The 23765-nt window shown below is 36.0% G+C and carries 22 protein-coding genes and 1 tRNA gene; 9 read left to right on the top strand and 14 right to left on the bottom strand.

The window, feature by feature from the left end:
- The first annotated feature begins 550 nt into the window (after positions 1–550).
- Positions 551–1315, top strand: coding sequence for a type I methionyl aminopeptidase (gene map, locus REB14_RS08540; RefSeq protein ID WP_309521956.1), 765 nt, complete (start codon positions 551–553; stop codon positions 1313–1315).
- A gap of 269 nt (positions 1316–1584) precedes the next feature.
- Here the strand turns inward: map and REB14_RS08535 are convergent, their stop codons facing one another.
- Positions 1585–2172, bottom strand: coding sequence for an FMN-dependent NADH-azoreductase (locus REB14_RS08535; protein ID WP_079240586.1), 588 nt, complete (start codon positions 2170–2172; stop codon positions 1585–1587).
- 178 nt (positions 2173–2350) lie between these two features.
- On the opposite strand from REB14_RS08535, the gene REB14_RS08530 reads away from it, so the two are divergent.
- Together REB14_RS08530 and REB14_RS08525 are read left to right on the top strand one after the other, a co-directional pair.
- On the top strand, positions 2351–3883 hold the full coding sequence (locus tag REB14_RS08530; protein WP_309521955.1) for a M20/M25/M40 family metallo-hydrolase: 1533 nt from the start codon (positions 2351–2353) through the stop codon (positions 3881–3883).
- 360 nt (positions 3884–4243) lie between these two features.
- Positions 4244–4939, top strand: coding sequence for a hypothetical protein (locus REB14_RS08525; RefSeq protein WP_309521954.1), 696 nt, complete (start codon positions 4244–4246; stop codon positions 4937–4939).
- Between the two features lie 122 nt (positions 4940–5061).
- Here REB14_RS08525 and REB14_RS08520 read toward each other — a convergent pair whose 3' ends face one another.
- The 4 genes from REB14_RS08520 to REB14_RS08505 all read right to left on the bottom strand — a co-directional run bounded on the left by REB14_RS08520 (position 5062) and on the right by REB14_RS08505 (position 8027).
- Positions 5062–5856, bottom strand: coding sequence for a DUF2490 domain-containing protein (locus REB14_RS08520; RefSeq protein WP_309521953.1), 795 nt, complete (start codon positions 5854–5856; stop codon positions 5062–5064).
- A gap of 418 nt (positions 5857–6274) precedes the next feature.
- Positions 6275–6691, bottom strand: a complete 417-nt coding sequence (locus REB14_RS08515) for a hypothetical protein (RefSeq protein WP_034696971.1) — start codon at positions 6689–6691, stop codon at positions 6275–6277.
- A 177-nt stretch (positions 6692–6868) separates the two neighbouring features.
- A tRNA-Ser gene (locus REB14_RS08510) sits at positions 6869–6955 on the bottom strand.
- A gap of 55 nt (positions 6956–7010) precedes the next feature.
- Positions 7011–8027 carry an asparaginase gene (locus REB14_RS08505; protein WP_079240590.1) on the bottom strand — a complete coding sequence of 339 codons (1017 nt, stop codon included), beginning with the start codon at positions 8025–8027 and terminating at the stop codon, positions 7011–7013.
- A gap of 160 nt (positions 8028–8187) precedes the next feature.
- Here REB14_RS08505 and REB14_RS08500 point away from each other — a divergent pair, with 160 nt between their 5' ends.
- Positions 8188–8868: a TrmH family RNA methyltransferase gene (locus REB14_RS08500; RefSeq protein ID WP_425248762.1), complete on the top strand. Its 681-nt coding sequence runs from the start codon at positions 8188–8190 to the stop codon at positions 8866–8868.
- Positions 8869–8916: 48 nt separating this feature from the next.
- Here the strand turns inward: REB14_RS08500 and REB14_RS08495 are convergent, their stop codons facing one another.
- From REB14_RS08495 to tsaD, 3 genes are read right to left on the bottom strand one after another with little or no spacing between them, the layout of a single operon-like run.
- The gene (locus REB14_RS08495; RefSeq protein WP_079240592.1) at positions 8917–9612 is read right to left on the bottom strand and encodes an RsmE family RNA methyltransferase; all 696 of its coding nucleotides are present in this window, start codon (positions 9610–9612) and stop codon (positions 8917–8919) included.
- Positions 9609–10004: a hypothetical protein gene (locus REB14_RS08490; protein ID WP_079240593.1), complete on the bottom strand. Its 396-nt coding sequence runs from the start codon at positions 10002–10004 to the stop codon at positions 9609–9611. Before REB14_RS08490 ends, REB14_RS08495 begins: the two co-directional genes overlap by 4 nt.
- Positions 10001–11017 carry a tRNA (adenosine(37)-N6)-threonylcarbamoyltransferase complex transferase subunit TsaD gene (tsaD, locus tag REB14_RS08485; RefSeq protein WP_079240594.1) on the bottom strand — a complete coding sequence of 339 codons (1017 nt, stop codon included), beginning with the start codon at positions 11015–11017 and terminating at the stop codon, positions 10001–10003. The genes REB14_RS08490 and tsaD overlap by 4 nt, the downstream gene beginning before the upstream one ends.
- A 4-nt stretch (positions 11018–11021) precedes the next feature.
- On the opposite strand from tsaD, the gene REB14_RS08480 reads away from it, so the two are divergent.
- The 3 genes from REB14_RS08480 (at position 11022) to REB14_RS08470 (ending at position 16864) form a co-directional block, all read left to right on the top strand.
- A complete protein-coding gene (locus REB14_RS08480; RefSeq protein ID WP_079240595.1) occupies positions 11022–15812 on the top strand; it encodes a translocation/assembly module TamB domain-containing protein in 4791 nt (1596 codons plus the stop codon).
- Positions 15813–15946: 134 nt separating this feature from the next.
- Complete coding sequence (locus tag REB14_RS08475) at positions 15947–16417, top strand: Lrp/AsnC family transcriptional regulator (RefSeq protein WP_034696982.1); 471 nt, start codon at positions 15947–15949, stop codon at positions 16415–16417.
- 69 nt (positions 16418–16486) lie between these two features.
- A complete protein-coding gene (locus tag REB14_RS08470) occupies positions 16487–16864 on the top strand; it encodes a hypothetical protein (protein WP_062675432.1) in 378 nt (125 codons plus the stop codon).
- A gap of 82 nt (positions 16865–16946) precedes the next feature.
- Here the strand turns inward: REB14_RS08470 and gwsS are convergent, their stop codons facing one another.
- The 6 genes from gwsS to REB14_RS08440 all read right to left on the bottom strand — a co-directional run bounded on the left by gwsS (position 16947) and on the right by REB14_RS08440 (position 22722).
- Positions 16947–18017: a grasp-with-spasm system SPASM domain peptide maturase gene (gwsS, locus tag REB14_RS08465; protein WP_079240596.1), complete on the bottom strand. Its 1071-nt coding sequence runs from the start codon at positions 18015–18017 to the stop codon at positions 16947–16949.
- Positions 18014–18193, bottom strand: a complete 180-nt coding sequence (locus REB14_RS08460) for a hypothetical protein (RefSeq protein ID WP_079240597.1) — start codon at positions 18191–18193, stop codon at positions 18014–18016. The genes gwsS and REB14_RS08460 overlap by 4 nt, the downstream gene beginning before the upstream one ends.
- Positions 18190–19095: a grasp-with-spasm system ATP-grasp peptide maturase gene (gene gwsG, locus REB14_RS08455; protein ID WP_079240598.1), complete on the bottom strand. Its 906-nt coding sequence runs from the start codon at positions 19093–19095 to the stop codon at positions 18190–18192. Before gwsG ends, REB14_RS08460 begins: the two co-directional genes overlap by 4 nt.
- Entirely contained in the window at positions 19092–19958 is an 867-nt protein-coding gene (locus tag REB14_RS08450) for a hypothetical protein (protein WP_079240599.1), read from the bottom strand. Before REB14_RS08450 ends, gwsG begins: the two co-directional genes overlap by 4 nt.
- A 94-nt stretch (positions 19959–20052) precedes the next feature.
- A complete protein-coding gene (locus REB14_RS08445; protein WP_062675427.1) occupies positions 20053–20235 on the bottom strand; it encodes a TIGR04139 family peptide modification target in 183 nt (60 codons plus the stop codon).
- A gap of 636 nt (positions 20236–20871) precedes the next feature.
- Entirely contained in the window at positions 20872–22722 is a 1851-nt protein-coding gene (locus REB14_RS08440; RefSeq protein WP_309521951.1) for a helix-turn-helix transcriptional regulator, read from the bottom strand.
- Between the two features lie 238 nt (positions 22723–22960).
- Here REB14_RS08440 and REB14_RS08435 point away from each other — a divergent pair, with 238 nt between their 5' ends.
- A complete protein-coding gene (locus REB14_RS08435; protein WP_079240603.1) occupies positions 22961–23281 on the top strand; it encodes a magnetosome magnetite crystal formation protein family in 321 nt (106 codons plus the stop codon).
- Between the two features lie 18 nt (positions 23282–23299).
- A complete protein-coding gene (locus REB14_RS08430; RefSeq protein WP_309521950.1) occupies positions 23300–23761 on the top strand; it encodes a hypothetical protein in 462 nt (153 codons plus the stop codon).
- The last annotated feature ends 4 nt before the right edge of the window (positions 23762–23765 follow it).

Raw genomic sequence — 23765 nt, 5'->3', positions numbered from 1 at the left:
TTAAAGTGTCGGCAACTGGTTTATAAACGGTCTCCAGCAACTTCGGAAGTGTTTTCAGTCACTCTAGTAAATGTCTGCAGTCGCTCATTAATTTGCTATAACCATTTCGTAAACTGTCTCCAAACATTTAAGAAATGCCTTCAGACACTATTGTAAGTACCTTCGGACACTTTATCAAATAGGTATAACGACTTTACAACCGTTTCAACTGTTTTCATAAGTCCCTATAGCCTTTTATTCAAGTACCTGGAGACCGTTATTGAACCCTCTTCAGCCCCTTCGGAACAGCCTGTAACCCCTTCCATAACAGTCTCCATACCGTTCTATAAGTGCCTGTCACCCCTTATTCAAGCAGCCGGAGACCGTTATGGAACACCCTTTAGCCCCTTAGATAACTGGATCTACCCCCTTACCCAAGGGGGTAGAGGGGGTTGGTGAAGGGGGTAATCACTATATTTTCAATAAATAGATGTGAGGATTGGAAACAGGGCATACGGTAATATTTTAATTTCCTAACTTTGTAGTTCTCAATAACAATCAAAACAAAACGATGTCAATCACCAACGAAGATCAGATGCTAGGAATGCAAAAAGTAAGCGAAGCTGTTGCCTATACGCTGAAGAAGATGATGGATTACGCCAAACCCGGTATGACCACCAAAGATCTGGACGAATATGGAGCCAAAATACTGGAAGGCTTTGGAGCAAAATCAGCCCCTTACCTTACGTATGGATTTCCAGGCTGGACCTGTATCAGCGTGGACAATGAATTCTGTCATGGGATTCCAACAGATCAAAGGATTTTGAAAGAAGGCGATCTGATCAATATTGATGTTTCTGCAGAATTGGACGGATATTGGGCAGATAACGGAGGTTCTTTCGTGATTGGAGAAGATATTCACGGACATCAAAAATTGGTGGAGGCCTCCAAAGATATTTTAAGAAAAGCTATCGACAATATCAAAGGCGGGGTAAAAATAGCAGACATAGGATTGTTAATGGAAACAGAAGCAAAGAAGAGAGGTCTTAAAGTTATTAGGAATCTTGCAGGCCATGGAGTAGGGAGAAGCTTACACGAACAGCCTGATGAATTGCTGAACTACAGAAACCACTATGATTCCAGACGTTTTAAGAAAAATTCTGTAGTGGCTATTGAAACATTTATTTCCACCGATTCCAATATCGCTGTAGAATTAAAAGACGGCTGGACCATGGTAGGCAATAAAGGCGGTTATATGGCCCAACATGAACATACCATTGTAATCACGGATGGAAAACCGATCATTTTAACTGAAATGAACGAAATCCTGAATTAAAAGAGGTAGGTTTATCACAAAAACATGTATAATAAAAGTTTTATAAGGCACAATTCTATCATAACTTCCTTGCTGAAAATCTTTGATTTTCTTGCGCCTTATAAAACAAAGCAATATTAAAAAACCTTTGCGCCCTTGCGTTAAAAAAATAAGTGTTCTTTTAATTTCAAAGCTTCATCCAATCAACTTGTTGATGTTTTCTTTGCTCCCTTATCTTCAATATTAATAATTGAAAACTTTGCGTTAAAAATAAACCCTATTATCCACCATCAAAACTCTTTCAGAATACTTTCATAATCCGCTGTAAAACCATTTTCCATAGTCCCTTCAATACAATAGGTTTCCACATCTGTAATTCCGGTATAACTCCTTAAAACATCTTTGATATAAGCGGAGATATAATCAGGTGCACCCTCCGTACTTCTTCCGCCCGAAGCAACCGCTAGATATACTTTTTTATCTTTAAACTGTCCCACACGATTCCAGTGTTCATCAAAAATATAGGTAACACCTGCCCGGATCAGCTGGTCCAGCCATGCTTTTAAAAGAGTAGAAATTCCCAGATTAAACATGGGCGTTCCCATAACAATAATATCTGCTTCGCGGAGTTCATTCACAATCCTGTCGGCATATGAAAGAAGCTGTCTGCTCTGTTCATCATACAATTCCGGATGTTTGTAAAACTCATGAATAGAAACTTCATTCGCTAGCGGTGGCATATCCTTTACCAGATCTCTTACCGTAATCTGACTGATAGTATTTTGTTGTAAAATTTTTTCGACAATAGCTGAGCTGAGTCCTTTGCTGTAAGACAGATCTCCTCTTGCGCTGGAGATAATGTGCAGAATATTCTTCATACTTTTTTTCTTTATTCCAATGACGATCTTGTTTTTATCAAAGGGACATGATTAATTAATTTAAAACGGTAAAGAGTGTATTCACTGGATTTGTCGAGTGAAAGCCGGGTTTTAAATTGTCAGACATGAAATACTTTGTTATATTTATAGAATAAAATCACATCACAAACTATCCGCTATGAAAAAATTTCTTTTAATCCTTTTGGGAATCGTGGTCATTCTGGCTGCTGTCGTATTGATCAAAACCTATACTTATCCGTTTAAGAAAAATAATATCGGGGCAGGTGAGGGCTGGAAACCCATAAAAAATGATTCTGCAGTCATGAGACTTTCAGGAGGAATAAAAGTACCCACCGTTTCTACAGGAAGTTTGGGTGAATTTGATTATGCACCGTTTGAACAGTTCAAAACCTATTTAAAAACATCTTATCCGTTAGTCTATCAGAATACAGAAAATGTTGAGGTCAACCAATACGGATTGGTGTTCAGACTTAAAGGAAGCAATTCTTCGCTGGAACCTATTTTATTCCTTTCCCATATGGACGTAGTTCCTCCCGGAGATGCTGATATTAAAAATAACGAAGAAAATATATTCCGTCCCGATGATAAACCGTCCGAGCCTGTTTCAAAAGTAGCGGAAGATTGGGAATTTGCCCCTTTTTCAGGAGCTGTTGCCAACGGAAGAATCTACGGAAGAGGTGCCATAGATATGAAGGGAATGCTTTTTTCCTTGATGGAGTCCATGAATTCGATGATCAAAAACAAACAGATTCCACAGCGTGATATTTATCTGGCTTTCGGTTTTGATGAAGAAGTAGGCGGAAAAAAAGGAGCGATCCAGATTGCCGATTATTTTAAGAAAAAAGGATTGAAGTTCGATGCCGTTTACGATGAAGGCGGATTAATTATGCGAAAAGGAAATGTGGCCGGAATTGATACAGACGTTGCCGTAGTAGGATGTGCTGAAAAAGGGTTTCTTTCTGCAAAAATCAAAGTAAAAGGGTTGGGCGGACACTCTTCTATGCCTCCTATGGAAAGTGCAATCGGAAAAGCAGCCGTTATCATGCAGCGCCTGGAGGATCACCAGATGAAGCCTGTTATTACCCCTTTAATCAAAGAATTTTTTAATAATATCGGAGGCGAAATGCCTTTTACTACAAGAATGGCACTTGCGAATCAATGGCTGTTAAAACCGGTATTGATTTCCCAGCTTACCAAAAATAATACAACCAATGCGTTGGTGAGAACCACAACAGCTTTAACGATGATGAAAGGAAGTGATGGGACCAACGTCCTTTCTCCCGAAGTGGAATTTGTGGTTAATTTCAGGTTACTTCCCGGAAATTCAGTGAAAGATGTAAGAGATCACATTGCCAAAGCCACTGAAGGTTTTGATGTTGAAGTAGAAGAAATTGATAATACGAGAGAAGCTTCCGCTATTTCTCCAACCAATACAAAAGCTTTTAAAATGATAGAAGCCGGAGTGAAAGAAATTCATCCAGGAGCTATTGTCACTCCATATCTTACCATGGCTGGAACTGATGCCGGTAAATATGAAATTGTAAGCAAAAATGTCTACAGGTTCATGCCGATTAAGATCAACAGTGCCGAGCAGCAGAGTATTCACAGTACCAATGAATATCTTAGTATTGAAAACTATCTGAAGATGATCCACTACTTTGAGTACATCATGAAGAATTATGATAAATAAATGTCAATGGTGAATGGTGAATTCGCTGCACTTGTGAATTTTAATATAAGCTCGTATATAATTAAACGCGGTGTTCGCAAAGTTTTTTATGATGTTTAATTTCTTTCGATCGCTAAGGCGTTTCACTCAGCAATGTATGCACTAAGGTCCTGGCTGAACGAAGTGTCTTTGCGAACTAATAAATTCTGTATATCAATAAACCTTGCGAACCTTAGCGTTAATTGTGATTGACAATTGATTTTGCACAGCAAAAATTGCCCCTTGACTTAACAATCTTTCAAATCTTTTTCACAAAAAATATATTGCGTCAAGTTTTGTCGTATTACGGATATAGCTTTGTCATATCAAAATTACAGAGCTATGGAATTGCCATTTTACTTAAACTTTAACGACTTTGAAAGTAATTATTACGATAACCTGGAAAAATGGTTTGAAGAATATCATAATACCAGCGAAACAGATTATCTGAAAGCGCTTGCGGAGCTTTACCGTCCGTATGTGTATTATAACTTTGCAGATGACATGCTAAAGCCCGATGCTTCCATCGAAGTGAAAGATTGCTTTTTCCCCTATCATGAAAAAATCGGGATCTCTTTCTGTATTGATAGTGAAAACGGAATTTCCCCATCCAACGGAATCAATCAGGTATTTGAATTTAAAAATATCTCCATGATGGAGTATGCCCAGCATATTCTGGATAAGATCAATAAATTCTGTTCAAAAAATACCCATGCTCTGGACGGCAGTAAGAATATTCAGGATTATATTAATAACTATGCTATTATTACCTCAATGGAAGGAGTTGGCTATTGTATCAGCTATAACCGTCATCAGAAAGCCATTCCTTTTTTAAAAGCGTATCTTCCTTATTATGGACAGACCGTTAATATGGCGGTATACAGAGACTTTCTTTTTTCTGTTGTTCAGATTGCAGAGTTTATAGATCAGAAATTAAAAACTGTACATGCTTTTAGACAGACTATATATGCACGCTCAAGAGCGGAAGCCAAATTCAATGTGCAGTTGAGCCGTCAGTTTTTGACTTTGTGCAACTAAAATTTTACACCAAACATTCATACTTAATTATATTGCGGAAAACTTATGTTTTCAACCAAAAATCCCGGTCAGTAATGATCGGGATTTTGTATTGCAACTTAATGAATACTTGCTTACGTGTATTACTTGTTTTTTTTATAAGGAATGTTCCATACCAGATCAGCAGCCAGATAATGAACGCCTCCATGGTGAATACTTCTGCTGTCTCTGATCAGATCATCCATATATCCAATATCTACAGTAAAGGGTGAATTGGGAATCGTAAACATATAATAAGCCGAAATACGCATTTCACGATATCCAAACGAACTCCATTCAGGATCCGGTTCGTTGAGATGGCTTATAGAAAACAACGCTTCTGCACTCAGGGCCAGTTTCTGATTGTTTTTTGGAGATAAATTATAGGTGAGTTGACTCTTGATACGTGTTCTCAACTGAAAATCTTCTTCGACTTTATGAAAGTCTGCATCAAAAAACTTCCTGAATTCCTGACGTATGGTACTTTTAAGTTTCCATTTCCTGCCAAGATCAAAAGTATAGGCATATCTTCCATAAATTCTGAATTCCTGTTCTGTATTTTCCTTATCATAAGGAGCTGTACTTTCGTATTGTGGCTGACGTCTGTAACTTAATGCATAACTATACTGCTGGTGTGGAGCAAAGGAATGATAAACTTCATGATTTAAAACAATGATCGCTTGCTTTGAAAACAGATTGTGATCATCCGGACTGCTTTTTCTCCCGATGGCCACATAGCTCAAAGCCTGTTTTTTGCCCAAAGAGTCAAGTTGTCGCTTTACTCCAAAGGCTCCCCAGAATGCATTGTTGGCATCTCCCAGTCCAGGTGGACTGATCTGTGCTTTTATTGATGTTCCTATACATCCCAATAAAAATAATCCTGCAAAAAATTTCTTCATGCTCAATAGTATAGATAGCTGTTTTACTGTTAATTTTAAATAACTGCGAAACCATGAAACGGATGAGAATACTGTTGATACGCAGAGAGAATACTTTGTAATAGCAAAATTAGAGGCTTTGTTCATAGAATGTTTATTCAAAATCTTTTAATACTGTTTAAAAACAAGACAAAGTAAAGGCCTGATTTAGGATAGATTTAGGAATAAAGATTGTCTAAGAATTGAAAATGAGTTTCAGAAGAGTATTCTGATTGTGGATAAAATGTTGGTAACTTGTTAGTAGTTTATGGATAACCTATTTTTTTATTTATAAATAATGCCATAATAGATTGATTGTCTATGGTATAGGTGTAATAGTAAATTGCCACAATATAAAATACTGTGGCAATGGGGTTGTATGGACTGGTTGATTTACCTGTTAGTTCTGTCTTACTCCGCACATAGCATCCCATGTTGTCCAGAAATGGGCATTAATAGCTCCGATAGGAGGATTTGTACTGTCTGCAACAATGCCTACCATTGAAGCACAGTTGGAGTTACAGCCTATTTCATTATGACTTCCAGCCTGAGGTGGAATCTGGCGCCAAGTACCGGTAGATCCGCTTAATAATTCTACTTTGATTTCAAAAATCCCTGAAAGATTAGGAGTCTGAATCTGTTTAGTAGGATTCTCACTTGAGATGAAATCACTCCAGTCTCCCTGTGAAAAAGTTACACGCCATGTAGAAATCATTTTAGAAGTATCATTTTGTGGGGAAAGATACACCCAGAATTGTGCTCCGTTTCCAAGTACTAACTGACCTGAAGAATTTGCATTTACACTTGTTGATGTCATATTGATTTGTTTTTTAGGTGATTAGATTGTATTTCAAAGTAACGAAGAACAAGGCTCCTGCAGTAGAGTATAAATTACCAATTATTAGAGTGGGTATAAATACCTATGAGAAAAGGTATTAAAATCTTAATCATAAAAAAGCCTGTGCTAATCATTAGCACAGGCTTTTATTTCTTGCAGAGAGGAAGGGATTCGAACCCTCGATACAGTTACCCGTATACTACCTTTCCAGGGTAGCTCCTTCAACCACTCGGACACCTCTCTTTTTGAGATTGCAAAAATAGTGTATTTTCTGGAATATCCAAATAATTCTTACAAATTAATCTGTAATTTCTCCACAAAGGCTTCTGGTGAAATTATCAGCAAAACTTCCGGAGTAGCTTGGATTATCAATTAAGTGCATAGCTTTGGTAATCGCTGTTTCTGCTGTCATGTCTCTTCCGCTGATCGCTCCGATTCTGGAGAAAATATTACTGTTTTCATATTTTCCGAATGAGATACCTCCTGAAATACACTGGCTTACCACCACAATTTCAGTTCCGTTATCCCGGATTTCCTGAAGCGTTTCCTGGGTTTTTGCACTGCTGAAAATAGTTCCCGAGCCAAAAACCTGAAGAATAAGAACCTTCATTTTAGGGATTTCTCTGAAGTGGCTCAGATGCATTCCCGGAAAAATTCTCCAGAATAAAATATCTTCAGAAATATGTTCATCCACGTGAAACTCTACCTCAGGATCACAACGGAATAAGTTGTCTTTAATAATATTCAGATGAACGCCGGATTGTCCTAAAATAGGATAGTTCGGACTTGAGTAAGCATCAAAATACTCTGCAGAATATTTCAACGTTCTGTTTCCTCTTAATAATTTGTATTCAAAATAAATGGCAACCTCCTGAATGACTGCTTCATCATTCTCGTAAAGACTTGCATAATAAAGACTGGTCAGAAGATTTTCCTTGGCATCTGTTCTCAGATCACCAATCGGAAGCTGAGACCCTGTCATGATGACTGGCTTTCTTAATCCTTTTAGCATGAAACTTAGTGCTGATGCGGTATAAGACATCGTATCCGTTCCGTGAAGAATCAGAAAACCGTCGTAGTCATCATAATTTTTGTGAATATAATTTGCGATAACTCTCCATTCTTCAGGTCCCATATCCGAAGAATCCAGTGGTTTGGCAAAAGGATGAACAAAGACTTCACATTCCATAAGCCTCATTTCAGGCATCTTTTCGAATATATTTCCAAAATCAAAGGCACGGAGACTTCCGGTTTCGTAATCTTTTTCCATTCCGATGGTTCCACCGGTATAGATGAGCAGGACTTTTCGCTTCATGTACTAATTTATTAAGAATTGGGCCCCGATTAGGGTTCATAGGTCAAAATTACGTTAATTTGCAAAGATTTGAAAATGGATGAAACGCTTATCATGAAATTTTATAAAAATAAAATGAAAATGGCAGACGTTTCATAGGGCTATTGAAAAAAATAACTAAATGCGGATGAAAGATTTAGCGCAAACTTTTGAATATTTAAAACAGTTTTTAACCGAAGAAAGACTAGAGAAAATTGAACATTTTTCTCAGGAAAGTTCAGACTTTGTTCTTCCGGTGGTAGAAGATATCTATCAGTTTAGAAATGCAGCTGCGATTGTACGTTCTGTGGAAGCCTGTGGTTTCCATAAAGTAGTGGCGTTGCAGGAAGAATATAGTTTTGAACCCAACCTTCGTGTAACAAAAGGAGCAGATACCTGGGTTGAGGTGGAAAAACTACCCCGGAATATGGAATCCTTCCAGAATATTAAAGACCGGGGATATAAAATAGTGGTTGTTTCGCTGGAAAAGAACGCTAAAATGTTACCAGAATACGAAATAACACAACCCATTGCTTTGGTTTTCGGAAGTGAAATGGAAGGCGTTTCCCAGGAGATTTTAGATTTTGCTGATGAGACACTGGCTATTCCAATGTATGGCTTTACCAGAAGCTTTAATGTTTCTGTAGCCGCATCAATTTGCATGTATGAATTAAAACAAAAGCTGATAAAGTCTGGTATTGATTATAAACTGAATGAAGAAAAGCTTTTAAGGATGCAGATCCTTTGGGCAGTGAATTCAATGAGAAGCGGACAGCAGATTTTTGAAAAATACCTGAAAGAGAATAATATTGACTGGAAATAAGATTCAGAAATAAAAAAGAGAAGATTCAATGTCTTCTCTTTTTGTTTTTTATATCATATTATAATAATTCCAGGCTGCTACAAAAACGCCGGCCGTTTCCGTTCTGAGTCTTTGATTTCCGAGTGAGACTGCTCTCACTTTATTTTCTGCCAGAAATGCAATCTCCTTTTCAGAAAAATCACCTTCAGGGCCAATTAAAAATGTAAGCTGCTGCAGTTGAGGAATGTTTTTAAGATCAATCCTTTCCAGATTCTCATGGCAGTGCGCCACAAATGTATGTTCCGGATCAATATTTTTCAGAAAATCACCTAGTCTTACAGCGTCGTTGATAACCGGAAAATGAAATCTCAGACTTTGTTTGGAGGCAGCAACAGCCTGTTTTCTGATTTTATCAATATTAATATTCTTACGTTCTGTTTTCTCTGTAACAATAATACTGATCTCAGAAATTCCCATTTCCACAGCTTTTTCTACAAAGAATTCAATTCTGTCAATATTCTTAGTAGGAGCGATCGCAATATGAAGTTTCGGATTGAATTCTGGTAGATTTTCTTTGATCTCAGAAACTTCAATACCGGCTTTCTTGCCTTCTATAATAAGTTTCCCGGAAGCCCGTTTCCCTTTTCCATCCGTCACATGAATATCTTCTCCATCTCTCATGCGAAGAACTTTTACGATATGCTGCTGCTCTTCATCATTGATTGTAACTTTATTTCCGTTGATATCTCCGTAGAATAGTTTCATATATCCTGGTTTATAAATGCAACTCCTGTTTTGATGGTTGTATATATGTCTGTATCACATTCCCGGTAAGAACACATGTATATTTCTTCTATCCATACATTATTAATGAAAATCAGATTTAAATATTCCTGTTTTCTCAAATTATTTTTGATGGATAAATAATCTCCTTCTTTTGGAGTATAGGGAAAACTAAAAAGATGTTCAGAATTGATTAATTTTAAAACTTCATCTTTGATATCCTGAATATATCCTGTTTCAGAACTTTCTCCGTTAAACTCTGAAAAAGTTTCTGATCCCTCATGTCTTCCTGTAATAGTTTCTAATACCCAATAATATTTTGAGTTCTTTTTAGAATGCGTTCCCAGTACTTTTTCTTCTAAGAGTATTTTCATAAATCGTATTTTGCGGTTGCGGAAGTTCTTAAATCTGTAAATTCTCCTCGCTCAAACTTCAGTTTTGCCACCATAGCAATCATAGCTGCGTTGTCTGTTGTATATTCGAACTTAGGAATATAAATATCCCAACCAAGTCTTTCTTTGTTATCTTCCATTACTTTTCTAAGTGCAGAATTGGCAGATACACCTCCTGCAATCGCCACCTGATTTACATTGAGATCTTTGGCTGCTTTTTCAAGCTTATTCATCAGTATTTCAATAATTGATTTCTGTACAGAAGCACACAGATCATTAAGATTTTCCTTGATGAAATCCGGATTTTTTCTGACTTCTTTCTGAATGAAATACAGCACGGAAGTTTTAATTCCACTGAAAGAATAATCGTAGTTTTCCAGCTTCGGTTTGTTGAATTTAAAAGCATCAGGATTTCCTTCCCTGGCCAGTCTGTCGATGATAGGTCCCGCAGGATAATCAAGGTCAAATATCTTTCCGATTTTATCAAAAGCTTCTCCCGCTGCATCATCAATGGTTTTCCCGATGATTTCCATGTCAAAATAGTCTTTTACCAATACAATCATGGTATGTCCACCGCTTACGGTAAGACATAAAAAAGGAAAGGTAGGCGGCACAGGATTTGCATCTTCGATGAAATGGGCCAGAATGTGGGCTTGAAGGTGATTTACTTCAATCAAAGGTACATTCAGGCTCATAGCCAAAGACTTAGCAAATGATGTTCCTACAAGAAGAGATCCTAAAAGTCCCGGTCCGCGAGTAAATCCTATAGCAGAGATAGCATTTTGTTGTATATTTGCTTTAGAAAAAGATTTTTCAACAACGGGGATAATATTTTGCTGATGGGCTCGTGAAGCCAATTCAGGGACAACGCCGCCATATTCTTTGTGGATGGCCTGGTTCGCGGCAATGTTTGAAAGAATAGAATTTCCCTTGATGATAGCTGCTGAGGTGTCGTCACAGGACGATTCAATACCTAAAATTATAGAGTCGCTCATAATAATGGCAAAGTTAGAGAATAATAACGAGAATGAGAATAAAAAATCAGTAGCTGAAAACCTAGGGGATCAGGTACAGAAAACTGTTGAAAATGTAGAGGGAAAAGTACGGGAAACAGTGAAAGAAGCATCTGAGCTAGCTTCGGATGCTATACATCATCCTGTGGAAACAGCTGAAGAGTTTGGGAAACAGGCGGTAAAGGATGTTACCAGCTACACTTGGTGGGCAAAACTTCTCTTGATTCTCTTTTGGCTGGGGATTTTCCTTGTAGGTGGAGTACTGATTGCCATCAATCTTCCGGTAACAAAAAAATGGGCAGCTGATCAGGCGCTAAAGCTTGTTAATAATGATTTTAAATCTGATTTTTCTACAGAAAGTGTGGATGTAAATTACTTCGGTGATGTTACCATAAAAGGGTTAAAAGTAAAAGACTATAAAGGATTTAATTTTATTACAGCCCGTGAGTTTCGTGCAGATTCAGACTGGATATCTCTGGCGGTAAATGCCATCTCAGGAAGCAGCAATTCTCTAAGTTTTAACTCTCTGGCTCTTGTGAATGCTGATGTAAAAGTAATTACTTATAAAGGCGACAGTATATCCAATTTTGTCAGGTTTGTAGAACTCTTTGACAACGGGAAGAAGAGAGATCCAAAGAAACCACCTTTTCAGCTGAATTCCAGAATTCAGATTATTGACTCTAAAGTTTCTATTGTTAATGAAAATTCTCCCGGTGAACAAGGAAAATGGCTGACTGCAACAAAATTTAACTTAAAGGCACCAAACGTAAAAGTCAATGGTCCGAATGTCTCGGCATTAATTAATAATATGTCATTTGTAACTTCAAGGTGGGGGAAATCTCATTTTGTAGATACTTTTTCAACAGAACTGTCTCTAACGAAGCAGTTTTTGTCATTAAAAGACCTTACCCTGAATACAGATCATACCTTACTTCAGGGAGATATTAAATTTAATCTTCACGACGGATCCTGGGCTGATTTTGCAGACAAGGTACGTTGGGATATGAATATTCAGCAGGGAAGCCAGCTAAGCGGATACGATATCAGTTATTTTGTAACCAACTGGGATAATATTAAACCTTTCAATCTTTCCGGGGTAATGACCGGCCCTTTGAACAAATTCCATCTTGAAAATTTTCTGATCAGAAACCCTGATGTGAATATTGCCACCAAAACAATGAAGGTGAATAATTTACTGAAAGGGAATTTTGCTATTGAAACGAAAGAACTTTCCACTGATTTTACCTACAAAGATTTAAAAGCGATGATGCCTTCTTTCATCTCCAAAAAGATGAAGAACTTTGCCGATGATTTTGGAAAACTGAAGTACAATGGAACGGCAAAAGTGAATCCGGATCAGATCTATGTGGATAATGGAAACTTAATGACAGGAATCGGGCAGGCGAAAATCTCCAAGCTTACCTTGACGGGCTACAGTACTGCTATGCCGAAATATTCCGGTTATCTTGATGTGAAAGATCTCAATACCTCAGTCATCACAAAGAATAAAGCAGTAGGTTTAATTTCCGGTAAATTTGATCTTAACGGGCAAAGTTTTGATGTTAATACCATGCGTCTGACCACAAAATCTCAGATTGCAAGTATTGAAATTATGGATAAAACGATCAATAATCTGTATCTGGATGGTTTATTGGATCATAAAAAATATAATGGGCTCATCACTGTTAATGATGAACAGGCTAAAGCTACGGTCAAAGGATTGATAGATTTCAGTACTTCGAGAATTGCTATGGATGTGAATGCAGATGTTACTTATCTGAACATGAACTATTTTACCAATAAGCCTGGTAGTCAGGTAGTAAGTGGTCAGGTTGACGGTAAAATGGCGATGTCTTCTATCAACGATCTTACCTTAGATGTGAATGCCAATAACCTTCACTTTGCTTCAGCTACACAAAAATATAATATTCCGAATGCCAAGTTAAAAACGTTTGTTGAAGCAGGCGGTCGTGTGATTGATGTGGATGCTCCGGGAGCAGCTACAGGTAAGATTTCAGGAAAATACAGTCTTGCGGATCTTGCAGGAATGGTAGAAAATGGAGTAGGGAAAATATTAGTGGGACCACCACCAAGAAAATTATACCGTGGACAGAATTTTGCGTTGAAGTTTGATGTTCAACAGGGATTGATCAATTATTTCTTACCCGAATTGAGATTGCCACAAGGAGCTCTTGTAGAAGGTGAATATGATGGAAACTCAAACAATCTGATTCTGAATCTTGATGCGGCATCTTTAAAATATATTATGACTAAGGAGGAAGAGATTACAGATGCTGATCAGGCGCTGGCATCTTCAAATCCTGATTATAAAATTAATGATCGTAAGAATCTCAGCAGAGACAGTGCGATGGTGGATAGTGTTAAAGTTAGAATTAACACAGGTGATCTTAACCAGCAATTGTACGCGAAGATTAACAGAGTTATTTATAATAAAAATGTGATCAAAGATTTTGAGCTTAAAGGGAATAATGAAAATGGAAATACACTTCATTTAGCCACTGTATTTAAGCATGGAAGTCCTGATGACGAGATTAATGAAAAGCTTAAAGAATATGCCATCAATGTGGATCAGTCTACTGATGCGGCCGGAGATTATGTATTCAGGTTTGAACCTACCGAAGTAAAATTCAATGACGTTACGTGGGCAATAGATACAAGTCCCGAACTGGATCACTCCATTACCTACAGAAAGAAAACCGGAGATTTTGATATCAGAAATCTGAGAGTTTATTCCGATAAAAGCGCTTTGTTTATTAAAGAAGCCCAGTTTAAGTCTGCGAAAGATTTTTATGTAGATGCAGACATCAACGATTTTGCTGTAGAAAAACTTCTGGAAATGCAGTCCGGAGGAAATACCATGGATATTAAAGGTCTTGCCAATGGAAGCGTTAAAATCAAAATGGATAAAAGTACCCTCCAGCCACTGGTAGATCTTAACATTGATGATATTAAGATGAATGGTAATGATATGGGAGATATCTCTATTTCTGCTACCAATGGATTCTCACTGAATGTATATGATATTGATGTGAAAGTTCACTCTGCCGGTGTACTGGGAAATAATAGTCTTAATCTGACAGGAACAGTTAACAATAATACATCTTCGCCAATTATTGATCTTACAGCAGAAATGCGTGATTTTGACTTATCATTTACGCAGCAGTTTGTGCAGACTATTTTTGGAAACCTTCGTGGAAAAGCAACAGGTGATCTTAAAATCAATGGAAAGCTTAACAACCTTGATTATAATGGAGATATTGCTTTAAAAGATTTTGGATTAAAGCTTCTGTTTACCGGAGTTGATTATTCATTTGATGATACGGTAATTCAGCTGACCAAAGGACTTGCGATTCTCAACAATATTGAAGTACACGATGGAAGAACCAATTCTAAGGGGAATATTTCCGGTGCGATCCAGTTTGAAACCCTTTCTTCAATGGGGGTATCTCTCGTAATGAGAGCAGATAACCTGTTGATGCTGAATACTACGCAAAAAGATTTTGACTTGTTCTGGGGAAGAGTTTACGGACAGGGAGATCTGTATGTGGACGGACCTGTTTCAGGACTAAGTATAACGACTCCTAATATGAAGGCACTTAACGGAAGTACCTTTACCTTTAATTCCAGCTCTACTTCCAATGTGGAAGAATTTAAAATGCTGAGGTTCCTGAAAGAAGGAAAAGATGGTCTGATCACGCTGGAAGAAAAGAAAAAAACAGGAGCCAATATGAACATTGACTTCAATCTGGCAGTAGATAAAGGAACTACTGTAAATGTACTGGTAGGAGACGATGTGGGAAATATTACGGTAAAGGGATCTGCTGATCCGCTAAGGTTCCATATGAACAGACAGGGAAATATTGCCATGAGCGGTACCTATAAAGTAGATAACGGAACATTTGTCTCTAAAGCTATTCTGAATAAAACATTTCAGATTGAAAGAAACAGTAGTATCAGATGGGATGGGGATGCTATGAAACCTACATTAGATATTAATGCCAATTATATAAGAATGGTTTCCAATGCAGGAGAATACCTTAGCATGGGAAAACTACAGCCTATAAGTATTTTGCTGCAGGCCCACATTACTCAGTCGTTGGTAGATCCTCAGATTGATCTTAATGTAACTGCAATGGATGTATCCAGCCAGGTAAGAGAAACGCTGGCTGCGAAAATGAGCCAGGAAGGAGAGAAAGTTCTCCAGTTTGGTTCTGTATTGCTGTTGAGTACCTTCAATGTATCCAATACAGGTGGATTTGATGTAAATGTAGGAAATGTAGCAGAGTCTTCCGGATATAATATGCTGTTGAAACAGCTGGGATCTGTTCTTAATACGATGAGTAATGAATTCCAGATTGACCTTAATTATGTAAAAGGAGACCAGAATTCCAATTTTGGAGATCGAGCCAATGCAGGAGTAAGTGTAGCACTTTCCCCAAGAGTTAATATCAAGACCGGTTTGGGTATTCCGTTATCAAAAACAGATGGTGCCCAAAACAATTACCTTTCCACGGAAGGTTCGGTAGAATATGATTTGTCTAAAAAGAATGACGGTTCACTGGTGATACGTGCTTATTCCAAGCCTACAAACATAGGAATGGTGAGTACAAACGGTTCTGCTAATCAAGCCTATGGTGGAGGGGTAGTGTGGAGTAAAAGCTTCAATTCTTTGTTTAAAAAGAAGAAAAAAGACAAAAAAACTTCAGACGCAAAAGGTGAAATAAAAACAGATTCTATAAAATCAAATGGTAAATAATTAGAATATTTTAATGATTTTTATCATCTGTGTTAATTATTGTTAATATTTAATATATATTTTTTAGTTAAATTATTTTTCGTAAATTTGCAAAAAATACATAGATTTTTTAAAGAAATTGTAATTTAACTAATATGAACTATCAACTGGACGAAATAGACAAGAAAATTCTTGATTTCTTAGTAGAAAACACAAGAATGCCTTTTACTGAAATTGCAAAGCAGATGGATGTTTCTGCTGGAACAATTCACGTAAGAGTGAAAAAGATGGAAGATGCAGGTATTATTTTGGGATCATCTCTTAACATCGATTATGGTAAGCTGGATTATCACTTTACAGCTTTTATAGGTATCCTTTTGACAAAATCAAACCGTACTCAGGAAGTATTGAAAGAATTGTCAACTCTTCCTAACGTAATCGAGGCTAGCGTTATTTCCGGGAAATATAATATTTTCTGTAAAGTAAGAGCTAAGAATACTGATGATGCTAAAAGAATTATTTACCAGATCGACGACATTCAGGATGTAATGAGAACTGAAAGTATGATCTCTATGGAGGAATTCTTAAGTGACAAAAACAGACTGATCAACGCAATCTCTGTGTAAGTCAAATTTTAAACGAATAATTATAAAAGAACTTATGAAATCTCTCATAAGTTCTTTATTTTTGTAGGTATGGAAGAATACAGCTATTTTGACGAAGACCCAAAGAAAGGATGGGGATTTATACTGGCATTTGCAGCCTTAATGTTGTTTACTATAATGGGGCTTGGTATCGATGTGGATGAATATCTGCAGCATGAATATCTTCAGATTCCAAGGTGGTATTTCTATGTGATTTTTTCTATTGATGTACTGATGATGATCGGGCTGGTGCTGATGTTCTTTTACAGAAAAGTGGGAATCTTTATGTTTCCGGCTTTGCTGGTGCTGCATTTCTTTATGCACAATTACTACCTGTCTACATTTTTGTATACAGATGTTACCAACCTTTTCCTGTTTACAGGCTTCGGAATGCTTGCCATTATCCCAAAATGGAAGTTTTTTAAATAAAGTTTCAAATACAATAAGATAACAAACCGCTTTTAAATCAAATTTAAAAGCGGTTTTCAATTAACAAGGTTTATGGAAAAAATTATCTGAGTTCCAGAGAATTAAAAATTTCCTGTTTTAAAGGATTTTTTGACCAATCATCCCAAATGCCTGTATAAGGATTGTAGCCACATTTCAGAGGTTTTGATACATTCAGTCCTTTTTTGTTTTTAACAGCATTTTCAGTGTATGCCCTGCAGTCTGTGCAGACATAACGGAATTCGCAGTCTTTGCATATTTCAATATGGTCTTTGGTGAGATTCCAGTATTTTTTGAAATCAGGCTGATTGAGTGTTTCTTCAAGGCTTTGTTGATAGATATTTCCAAAGCTTTCACTCATGAGCGGACAATTTTTGATGTTACCATGCCTATCAATGCCTATCTTTTTATACAGGCAGGAATTGTGGTTGATAGCTTCTATAACTTTAGTTATATTCGTATTGAAGTATTTCAAATCCACTTTTCCACACGCAGATATTTTCAGGTCATCTTTCAGGAAATGCAGCGAGAAACGGTATTCATCTTTAGCTTTGAAAGGAGGTTTCGAACAATTGTAAAGAATGAGACTGTAAATTCTTACCGTGTTTTTTTGAAGATCCTGTATAAAAGATAGGTTGATTTTCTGATGAAACGGAGAGAAAATTTCTATTCCGGATAAGACCGAAGTTTTAAAAATTTCATCAATTTCTATAAAATCTTTTAAAGCTAACGGGTTCAAACTGTAAATAACCAAATGTTTAACTCCAAGATTTTCTATTGACAGGTATATCTTCTTTAAGATCCCTATATCTTCCATTTCTATAAAAAGATCTGTTACAGAACTGGGTTCATGATAGTCGTAAGAGAGAGGAAGGAAATTTCTGTCCCAATCATTTTCAGTAACAAATCCATACTCTTTTTCCAGTAGAAGATTGATGTAGGCCTGAACAATTTCTCTGGATTCTTCATCATAATTTGTCATCATAGTTTCAATAGAATGAGTTTTCAATTCTACAATGATCTCGTATAACTCCAGAGGATACAGTTCTGATACATTTCTTTGTAGATCCGAAATCAGGATTCTGGTGGTTCCTTTGGTGATAAGGATATTACTAAATAAGTTGAAGTATTTCATAGTAGCCGGTTCAATGATTTGATAGGTCTTTCTCGTATATAATAATTGGTCTGATATTTTTCACATTCTAAAACATAGATGACATCATTAGGTTTTGTAAGTTTCTGATCATTGAAGGGTTCAATATGTTTGAAGGTAAGCGGAAGCTTGTTTTTTTCTTTAACTTTAATTTTCATAAATAATCTGCTATTTCTTTGTCCAACGAATAGTTACAGGTATGAGACAGTGCAAGAAACTGGCCGATGGTATTAACTTCTAAAAAGTAAAACTTGCCATCTTTTCCTTTTAAAAAATCAAGTGATCCACAATTAAGATCCAATGATTGCATCAGAAGTTTAATTTTTTCTTCAATGCTAGAGGAAAGATTGTAGGGAACATTTCTATTAGGTTTTTCTAAATTATATTTTCTGAAATCAGTTTTTGTCTGTTCATCATTTTGAGAAAAAATAGCCATCGAGTAGCATTTTCCGTTGAGATAAAATGTTCTGATTTCAAATTCTTTATCAACCTTATCCTGAAAGAAAGTAATGAAGAACTTTGCTTTCTCTCTTTCGTGTACCGTTGAGGTATACATGATACCATTTAAATCTTTATCAATGTCATCCAAAATAGGATTTCCACCAATGGTTTTTACAATAGTTTTATCCAGAGAAACCAGATCTGTATTATCTGCCAGATAATATTCAGGAATTTCTAAACCTATTTTTTTAGCCTTTTCCAGTACCAGTAGTTTATTAATATCACTATTACTTTCTTTGTTGATATGTTTTTTGGATTCCAGGCTTTTTCTTACATAATCTTCCAGCCAATGCTGTACTTCATTCATATGAGCGTTTACAGAAAGGTTTTCATACTTTAAGCGTTTGATTTTTAATCTGCCTCTTCTGTACCACACGCTTGTGATCTCATCCAGAAAAAAAGAACTTCTGCTACTCCTTAATAGTATTTTTTTGTTCTCCACTGCAATTTCAAAAATTTCATCTTCATGAATACGGATGAATTTCTTTTTCATTTCAAGGAGCCATTCTATAATTTTATTAGTGGTTCTTTCATTGTTGTTGGAAATAATAAGAATCATTTTTTTAAGTAATCTTTTGTGATTTTAGAAGAATGTTGAATACTGGGTATACCTATTTTTTTTCTTTCCTGATTGGCTTTTATTGTATCCACAATAGCATCATAGCTTAGATAAACTCCATATATGATTCCTTCTTTACTTATTTGCAGATTGTGGCGGTCTACCATATTGGCATAGTCTTTTGGAATGCAGTCTCCGGATTGTATATATTCCAGCATTTTAGTTTTGAAATAAGGATATTCTTTTTCACCTATCATGTGACTGAACAAGGGGTGCATAGGCATAAACACGCCACCATTTCCAATGAGACCTATTTTTTGTACTGAAGGATAGCCGTAGTTTTCAAAGGTCCATTTCAACAGTTGTGCATTGATTCTGTCATTCTTTTCCATAAGCTGTGGGTTTCTCCTGCCTTCCGCCTGATCACGGACAAATGCCACGCTGAAAGAATCTACCAGTCGCTTATTCAAACTTTTTTTCCAGCTTGCAATTCTTTGTTTCACCTCAGTACTGTCGATACCGTATTTTTGAAACAGACCGAAATAGCTTTTTTCTGAACCTTCATAGGGAGCAATCAGAGGGATAAGCTTGTATAAACTTTTCTTTCCACCGAAATTCTTTTGATGTTGATCAGCCAGCTTAATATAAGTCTCATATTCTTTGATACGATCTTGATTTTTTGGAATGTATTTTTTAAATAGTTTTCTGTACTGCTTTATAGCTTTCTCAGGTTGGTTTGCAATCCGGTAAATACTATCAATTTCGTTCACTCTGTTATAGTAAGCAATATAATCATTGCTTTTACAGGAAAGGACGATGAAGACGGTAATGAGCAAGTATATCAAAATTGAATTTCGTTTCATTGGTAATCAGTATTTATTGGATTAACGATACTCTTATTTGTAAAAGGGAGGAATTATTTCCTCCCTACACAATATATTAACACTTTTATTGATCTTAGCAGATTTCTAAAGTTGAATCAAGTGTGTGGTCAATCCACGTTTCTTTGTCATAACATTCTCCTTTGTTAGTAGCAACGTAGTTGATAGCAGTTTCCCCACCTTTAATAGTCTGTAGATTTTTCATTTTTTTGTTTTCCAAAGAAGAGAAGTCTCTCTTCATTCCATTTAATTTTTTCATGTGTGTAATTTTTAATTGTTTTATGTAAATCATTTGTGTCAAATTATCCCATGACCTGGGGTGAATAATTCTAAACTTTATCATACACTGTACACTTGTAGTCAAAAATGAAGAATGTATTTCATCAACGTTGATGGGATAAAACTATAACTATTTAGATCACTTTATAGGGATAAAATGTGCAAATGATTTGTATTTTTTCTGTATACACAAATGCAAATTTTACTCTGAAAGAGAGCTGGGTTTTGGTGAAATATTTGAAATATGAAAAAGTATAAATTACATGATCATCATCTAAATAAAACAAAATGTCTTAATACGAGGTTACAGAGTAATATTTTCTATTGTACAATATCCGGAAATAAATAGTTTTTAGTCCGGAAATAAGACCTTGGTCAACTTATGTTGGTTATAATTTGTATGCTTTCGGTGTGATTTTTTATGAAGAAGTCCCACTTTTTACTCAAAAATAAAGGTAAATATCTTCTCTTTTTTTATAGAAAACCTCTGGTTTTAAAAATTTAAAGCTGAACAAATGAAATATAAATATAAATATAAATATAAATATAAATATAAATATGAGGCATTTCAGCAATGAGTTGAAATGCCTTTTAGTATACTATAGATATTGACTGCTTACTCAGCGAGTACTCCCTGAAAAAAAGATTCTAAGGCCATATTTTCATCCAGCCCGAACTTCTTTTTCAGGCGGTATTTGGTCATTCTTACACTCTTGGGCTCTACATTGAGGAGGTTGGCTATCTGTTTCGTATCCATTCCCAGATAGATGTAGGCGCAGTATTTTAAATCCAGAGCTGTAAGTTTTTGTTGGGCTTTTTCAGTAATGTTTTTAAAAAAATCAGGATGCAGTTCCTGAATGGTGAATCTGATCTTTTCAAAATCATTATCAACGCGGTTTTCTCCCTTTACAACCTGATGAATATTGATATCAGTATCAGAAAGCTGGTTCTGAAGGTTCTGAAGAATTTCATTCTTATGTTGGATATGAAGCTGGCTGGCTAGTACCTCACTTTGAAGCTTTTGTTGCTGAAGGGTAAGAAGTTCCTGCTCTGCTTTTAATCTGGCCTGTTCTTCCTTCTGGAGTTTGATTTGTATTTCTGCTTCATGCTTTTCCGTATCAAGCTTATTTTCTCTTTCTATAGAATATCGCAGCTTAAAATGATAAGAACGGAACATAAAGAATGCTCCAATCAATCCTATAATCCCCAAACCGATATAGAGGAGTTTCTCTTTTTTCAGACTGGCTGTTTTTTCGGTGAGAGATCTGAGTTCAGTTTCTTTTTTCTGAGATTGAAATTGAGCTTCCAGTCTTTTGGCAGTTTCAGCCTGTCCTTCATCAAAAAGAAGGTTATTGTATTCTGTTACCTTTGACTCATACTCATAGGCTTTCTGGTAATTTTTTTGTTTGGCATATAGCTGGGCAAGATCTTTTACCACATTAATCATCACATGGTAATAGACCGGCTTTTGGGTAAGAAGAATTGTTTCTGCTTTCAGGAGATATTGTTCTGATAAAGCGTCATTTTGATCCCGTGATGCAAGATTGCTCAAAACACCAAGTGCTCCAGCCTGCATTCCCTGATTAAGGGTGGTATGCTCAGTAAGGGCTAATATTTCGTTAGCATTCTTCTGAATTTCCTCCCGTATCTCAGGAGTCATAACAGGATAGCTCAAATAGTAATTGATAAGATTCAGCAGTGCCATAGCATGTACGTGTGCAGAAACATGCCCAGGAAACTGATGATATAGGGCTACAGCCTTTTTACACATTTCTATGACAGGTTTCAGATCTTTTAAGTCTCCGGTCTTTGCATGTTGGAAAGAGTAGCAAACTGCCAATGCAGAATAGGCCGAACTCAATAGATTTTTATTTCCTGATTTCTCAGCAAACTCAATGGATTTTTTTGCATATTTGGTAGCATTTTCAGCATCATTCCATTCAGTGTAGATTCCGTAGAGAAGATAATTGAGTTTTGCATTCAGCATGATTTCTGAAGGCTGCTTTTCTACCATAGGAAGTACTTTCTGTATCAGTTTGATTGTGCTTTCAGATTCACCAAGAGCATTCATGTAGTAGATATTCAGATAACTGGCATATAGCGCGGCAGTTTTATTATTGCTCTTCTGAACAATTTCATTCGCAGCATCAATGATAGGTGGAATTGTATTGTACTCGGACTGGTTAAGCTTAATAATTCCTTTTTGGGTAAGTGCTTTTACTTCTTCGGCATCATTTTGTTCCTTTTTAGCCAGTTCCATTTGTTGCTGTACATATTTTTCGGCGGTATTATATTGATCACTGACTCTGTAATATTCGGTAAGCTCGTTATAAATTTTGAATTTTTCTGCGGTTGTAATATGCTCTTCGCTCAATTGGTTTTTAATGCCATCGATAAATGTATTCTGTGCAGGGTATAAGGTGCAGATAAAAAGTATACAATATAAAAGTAAGTACTTTAGTTTCATAGGGTGAAAGTACAAAAATTGTAGACACCTGTCAATTTCCTACATAAAAAAGTAAAAATGATTTTAGTTTTTATATTGTTGTAAATCAGTGTTTTATTTGTTTTTGTAGACGTTTTGTAGTCAATTTTAATCTCGGTTGAAGGTGTTTTGTAGTTGCTGAAATGATGAAGAAGGAATTTTTCTGTTGCAATTTTGAACCAGGAAAAAATCAAAAAATATTAATTAAAATTTTACAATTATGGACAACAAAACATTATCAATTGTTTCTTATATTACGCTTTTCGGATGGCTGATTTCCTTCATTATCGGAAAAGAAAAGTCGAATAAACTTTTAAAATATCATCTGAAACAGTCTTTGGGATTGATTATTTTTTCAGTTATATTATCCATCCTTCTCAATATCATATTGATGGTAACCAAAATCGGAATTCTTGGGATATTTGGTTTTATTCCTTTGGTACTGATGATTATCGGAATCATTAATGCAGCCAATGATGTTGAAAAGCCTTTACCTCTGATCGGAAAAATGTTTGAAGATAAATTCTCTTTCATCGGTTAGGATCTGATTTTTTTGGATATGGAAGGCTTTAAACACTTAAAGAAAAAGGGTACGGAATATGAGGTGAAGCAGTATATGGCACTTCAGCATATTATAGGAATAGCCTGGGTTTGCATTTCGATGTTACTTATTACCAATACCGGCTATATGAAGACAGGAATTGTTTTGCTTATCTTTTCATTATTGCTCACCATAGTTTCTTTTATTCCCCCAAAAGTAAATTTTGATACTGAAAATAAAACTCTTACTGTAGCGAATAATGGTTTGAACCGAAAGATATTTATTTATAATCTGGATGATTTTGAAGGTTTTGAACTGCAGACATTTCAGTTGGGATTTATTCCTCTGGGATGTTATTTGTATGCCAATTTTAAAAATGTATCACAATTTAAACGGCCTGTAATATCCCAGTCTTTCAGCAAAAGAATCATACAGGAAATCACTAATGAGCTGGAAGATATTACTAAAAAAATAAAATAAAAAT

The sequence above is a fragment of the Chryseobacterium metallicongregator genome (assembly GCF_031324065.1).
GTDB lineage: Bacteria > Bacteroidota > Bacteroidia > Flavobacteriales > Weeksellaceae > Chryseobacterium > Chryseobacterium metallicongregator.
The sequence above is the reverse complement of the archived record's forward strand: the minus strand, read 5'-3'. Positions and strand labels throughout refer to the sequence as shown.

Bases quoted from the DNA above. Each gene is read 5' to 3' on its own strand.
- gwsG (WP_079240598.1), bottom strand. From the start codon at position 19,095: ATGATTCTTATTATTTCCAACAACAATGAAAGAACCACTAATAAAATT.
- REB14_RS08520 (WP_309521953.1), bottom strand. From the start codon at position 5,856: ATGAAGAAATTTTTTGCAGGATTATTTTTATTGGGATGTATAGGAACA.
- REB14_RS08530 (WP_309521955.1), top strand. From the start codon at position 2,351: ATGAAAAAATTTCTTTTAATCCTTTTGGGAATCGTGGTCATTCTGGCT.
- REB14_RS08475 (WP_034696982.1), top strand. From the start codon at position 15,947: ATGAACTATCAACTGGACGAAATAGACAAGAAAATTCTTGATTTCTTA.
- REB14_RS08535 (WP_079240586.1), bottom strand. From the start codon at position 2,172: ATGAAGAATATTCTGCACATTATCTCCAGCGCAAGAGGAGATCTGTCT.
- REB14_RS08500 (WP_425248762.1), top strand. From the start codon at position 8,188: ATGCGGATGAAAGATTTAGCGCAAACTTTTGAATATTTAAAACAGTTT.
- REB14_RS08470 (WP_062675432.1), top strand. From the start codon at position 16,487: ATGGAAGAATACAGCTATTTTGACGAAGACCCAAAGAAAGGATGGGGA.
- map (WP_309521956.1), top strand. From the start codon at position 551: ATGTCAATCACCAACGAAGATCAGATGCTAGGAATGCAAAAAGTAAGC.
- REB14_RS08490 (WP_079240593.1), bottom strand. From the start codon at position 10,004: ATGAAAATACTCTTAGAAGAAAAAGTACTGGGAACGCATTCTAAAAAG.
- tsaD (WP_079240594.1), bottom strand. From the start codon at position 11,017: ATGAGCGACTCTATAATTTTAGGTATTGAATCGTCCTGTGACGACACC.
- REB14_RS08445 (WP_062675427.1), bottom strand. From the start codon at position 20,235: ATGAAAAAATTAAATGGAATGAAGAGAGACTTCTCTTCTTTGGAAAAC.
- gwsS (WP_079240596.1), bottom strand. From the start codon at position 18,017: ATGAAATACTTCAACTTATTTAGTAATATCCTTATCACCAAAGGAACC.
- REB14_RS08480 (WP_079240595.1), top strand. From the start codon at position 11,022: ATGGCAAAGTTAGAGAATAATAACGAGAATGAGAATAAAAAATCAGTA.
- REB14_RS08430 (WP_309521950.1), top strand. From the start codon at position 23,300: ATGGAAGGCTTTAAACACTTAAAGAAAAAGGGTACGGAATATGAGGTG.
- REB14_RS08450 (WP_079240599.1), bottom strand. From the start codon at position 19,958: ATGAAACGAAATTCAATTTTGATATACTTGCTCATTACCGTCTTCATC.
- REB14_RS08515 (WP_034696971.1), bottom strand. From the start codon at position 6,691: ATGACATCAACAAGTGTAAATGCAAATTCTTCAGGTCAGTTAGTACTT.
- REB14_RS08525 (WP_309521954.1), top strand. From the start codon at position 4,244: ATGGAATTGCCATTTTACTTAAACTTTAACGACTTTGAAAGTAATTAT.
- REB14_RS08495 (WP_079240592.1), bottom strand. From the start codon at position 9,612: ATGAAACTATTCTACGGAGATATCAACGGAAATAAAGTTACAATCAAT.
- REB14_RS08460 (WP_079240597.1), bottom strand. From the start codon at position 18,193: ATGAAAATTAAAGTTAAAGAAAAAAACAAGCTTCCGCTTACCTTCAAA.
- REB14_RS08435 (WP_079240603.1), top strand. From the start codon at position 22,961: ATGGACAACAAAACATTATCAATTGTTTCTTATATTACGCTTTTCGGA.
- REB14_RS08440 (WP_309521951.1), bottom strand. From the start codon at position 22,722: ATGAAACTAAAGTACTTACTTTTATATTGTATACTTTTTATCTGCACC.
- REB14_RS08505 (WP_079240590.1), bottom strand. From the start codon at position 8,027: ATGAAGCGAAAAGTCCTGCTCATCTATACCGGTGGAACCATCGGAATG.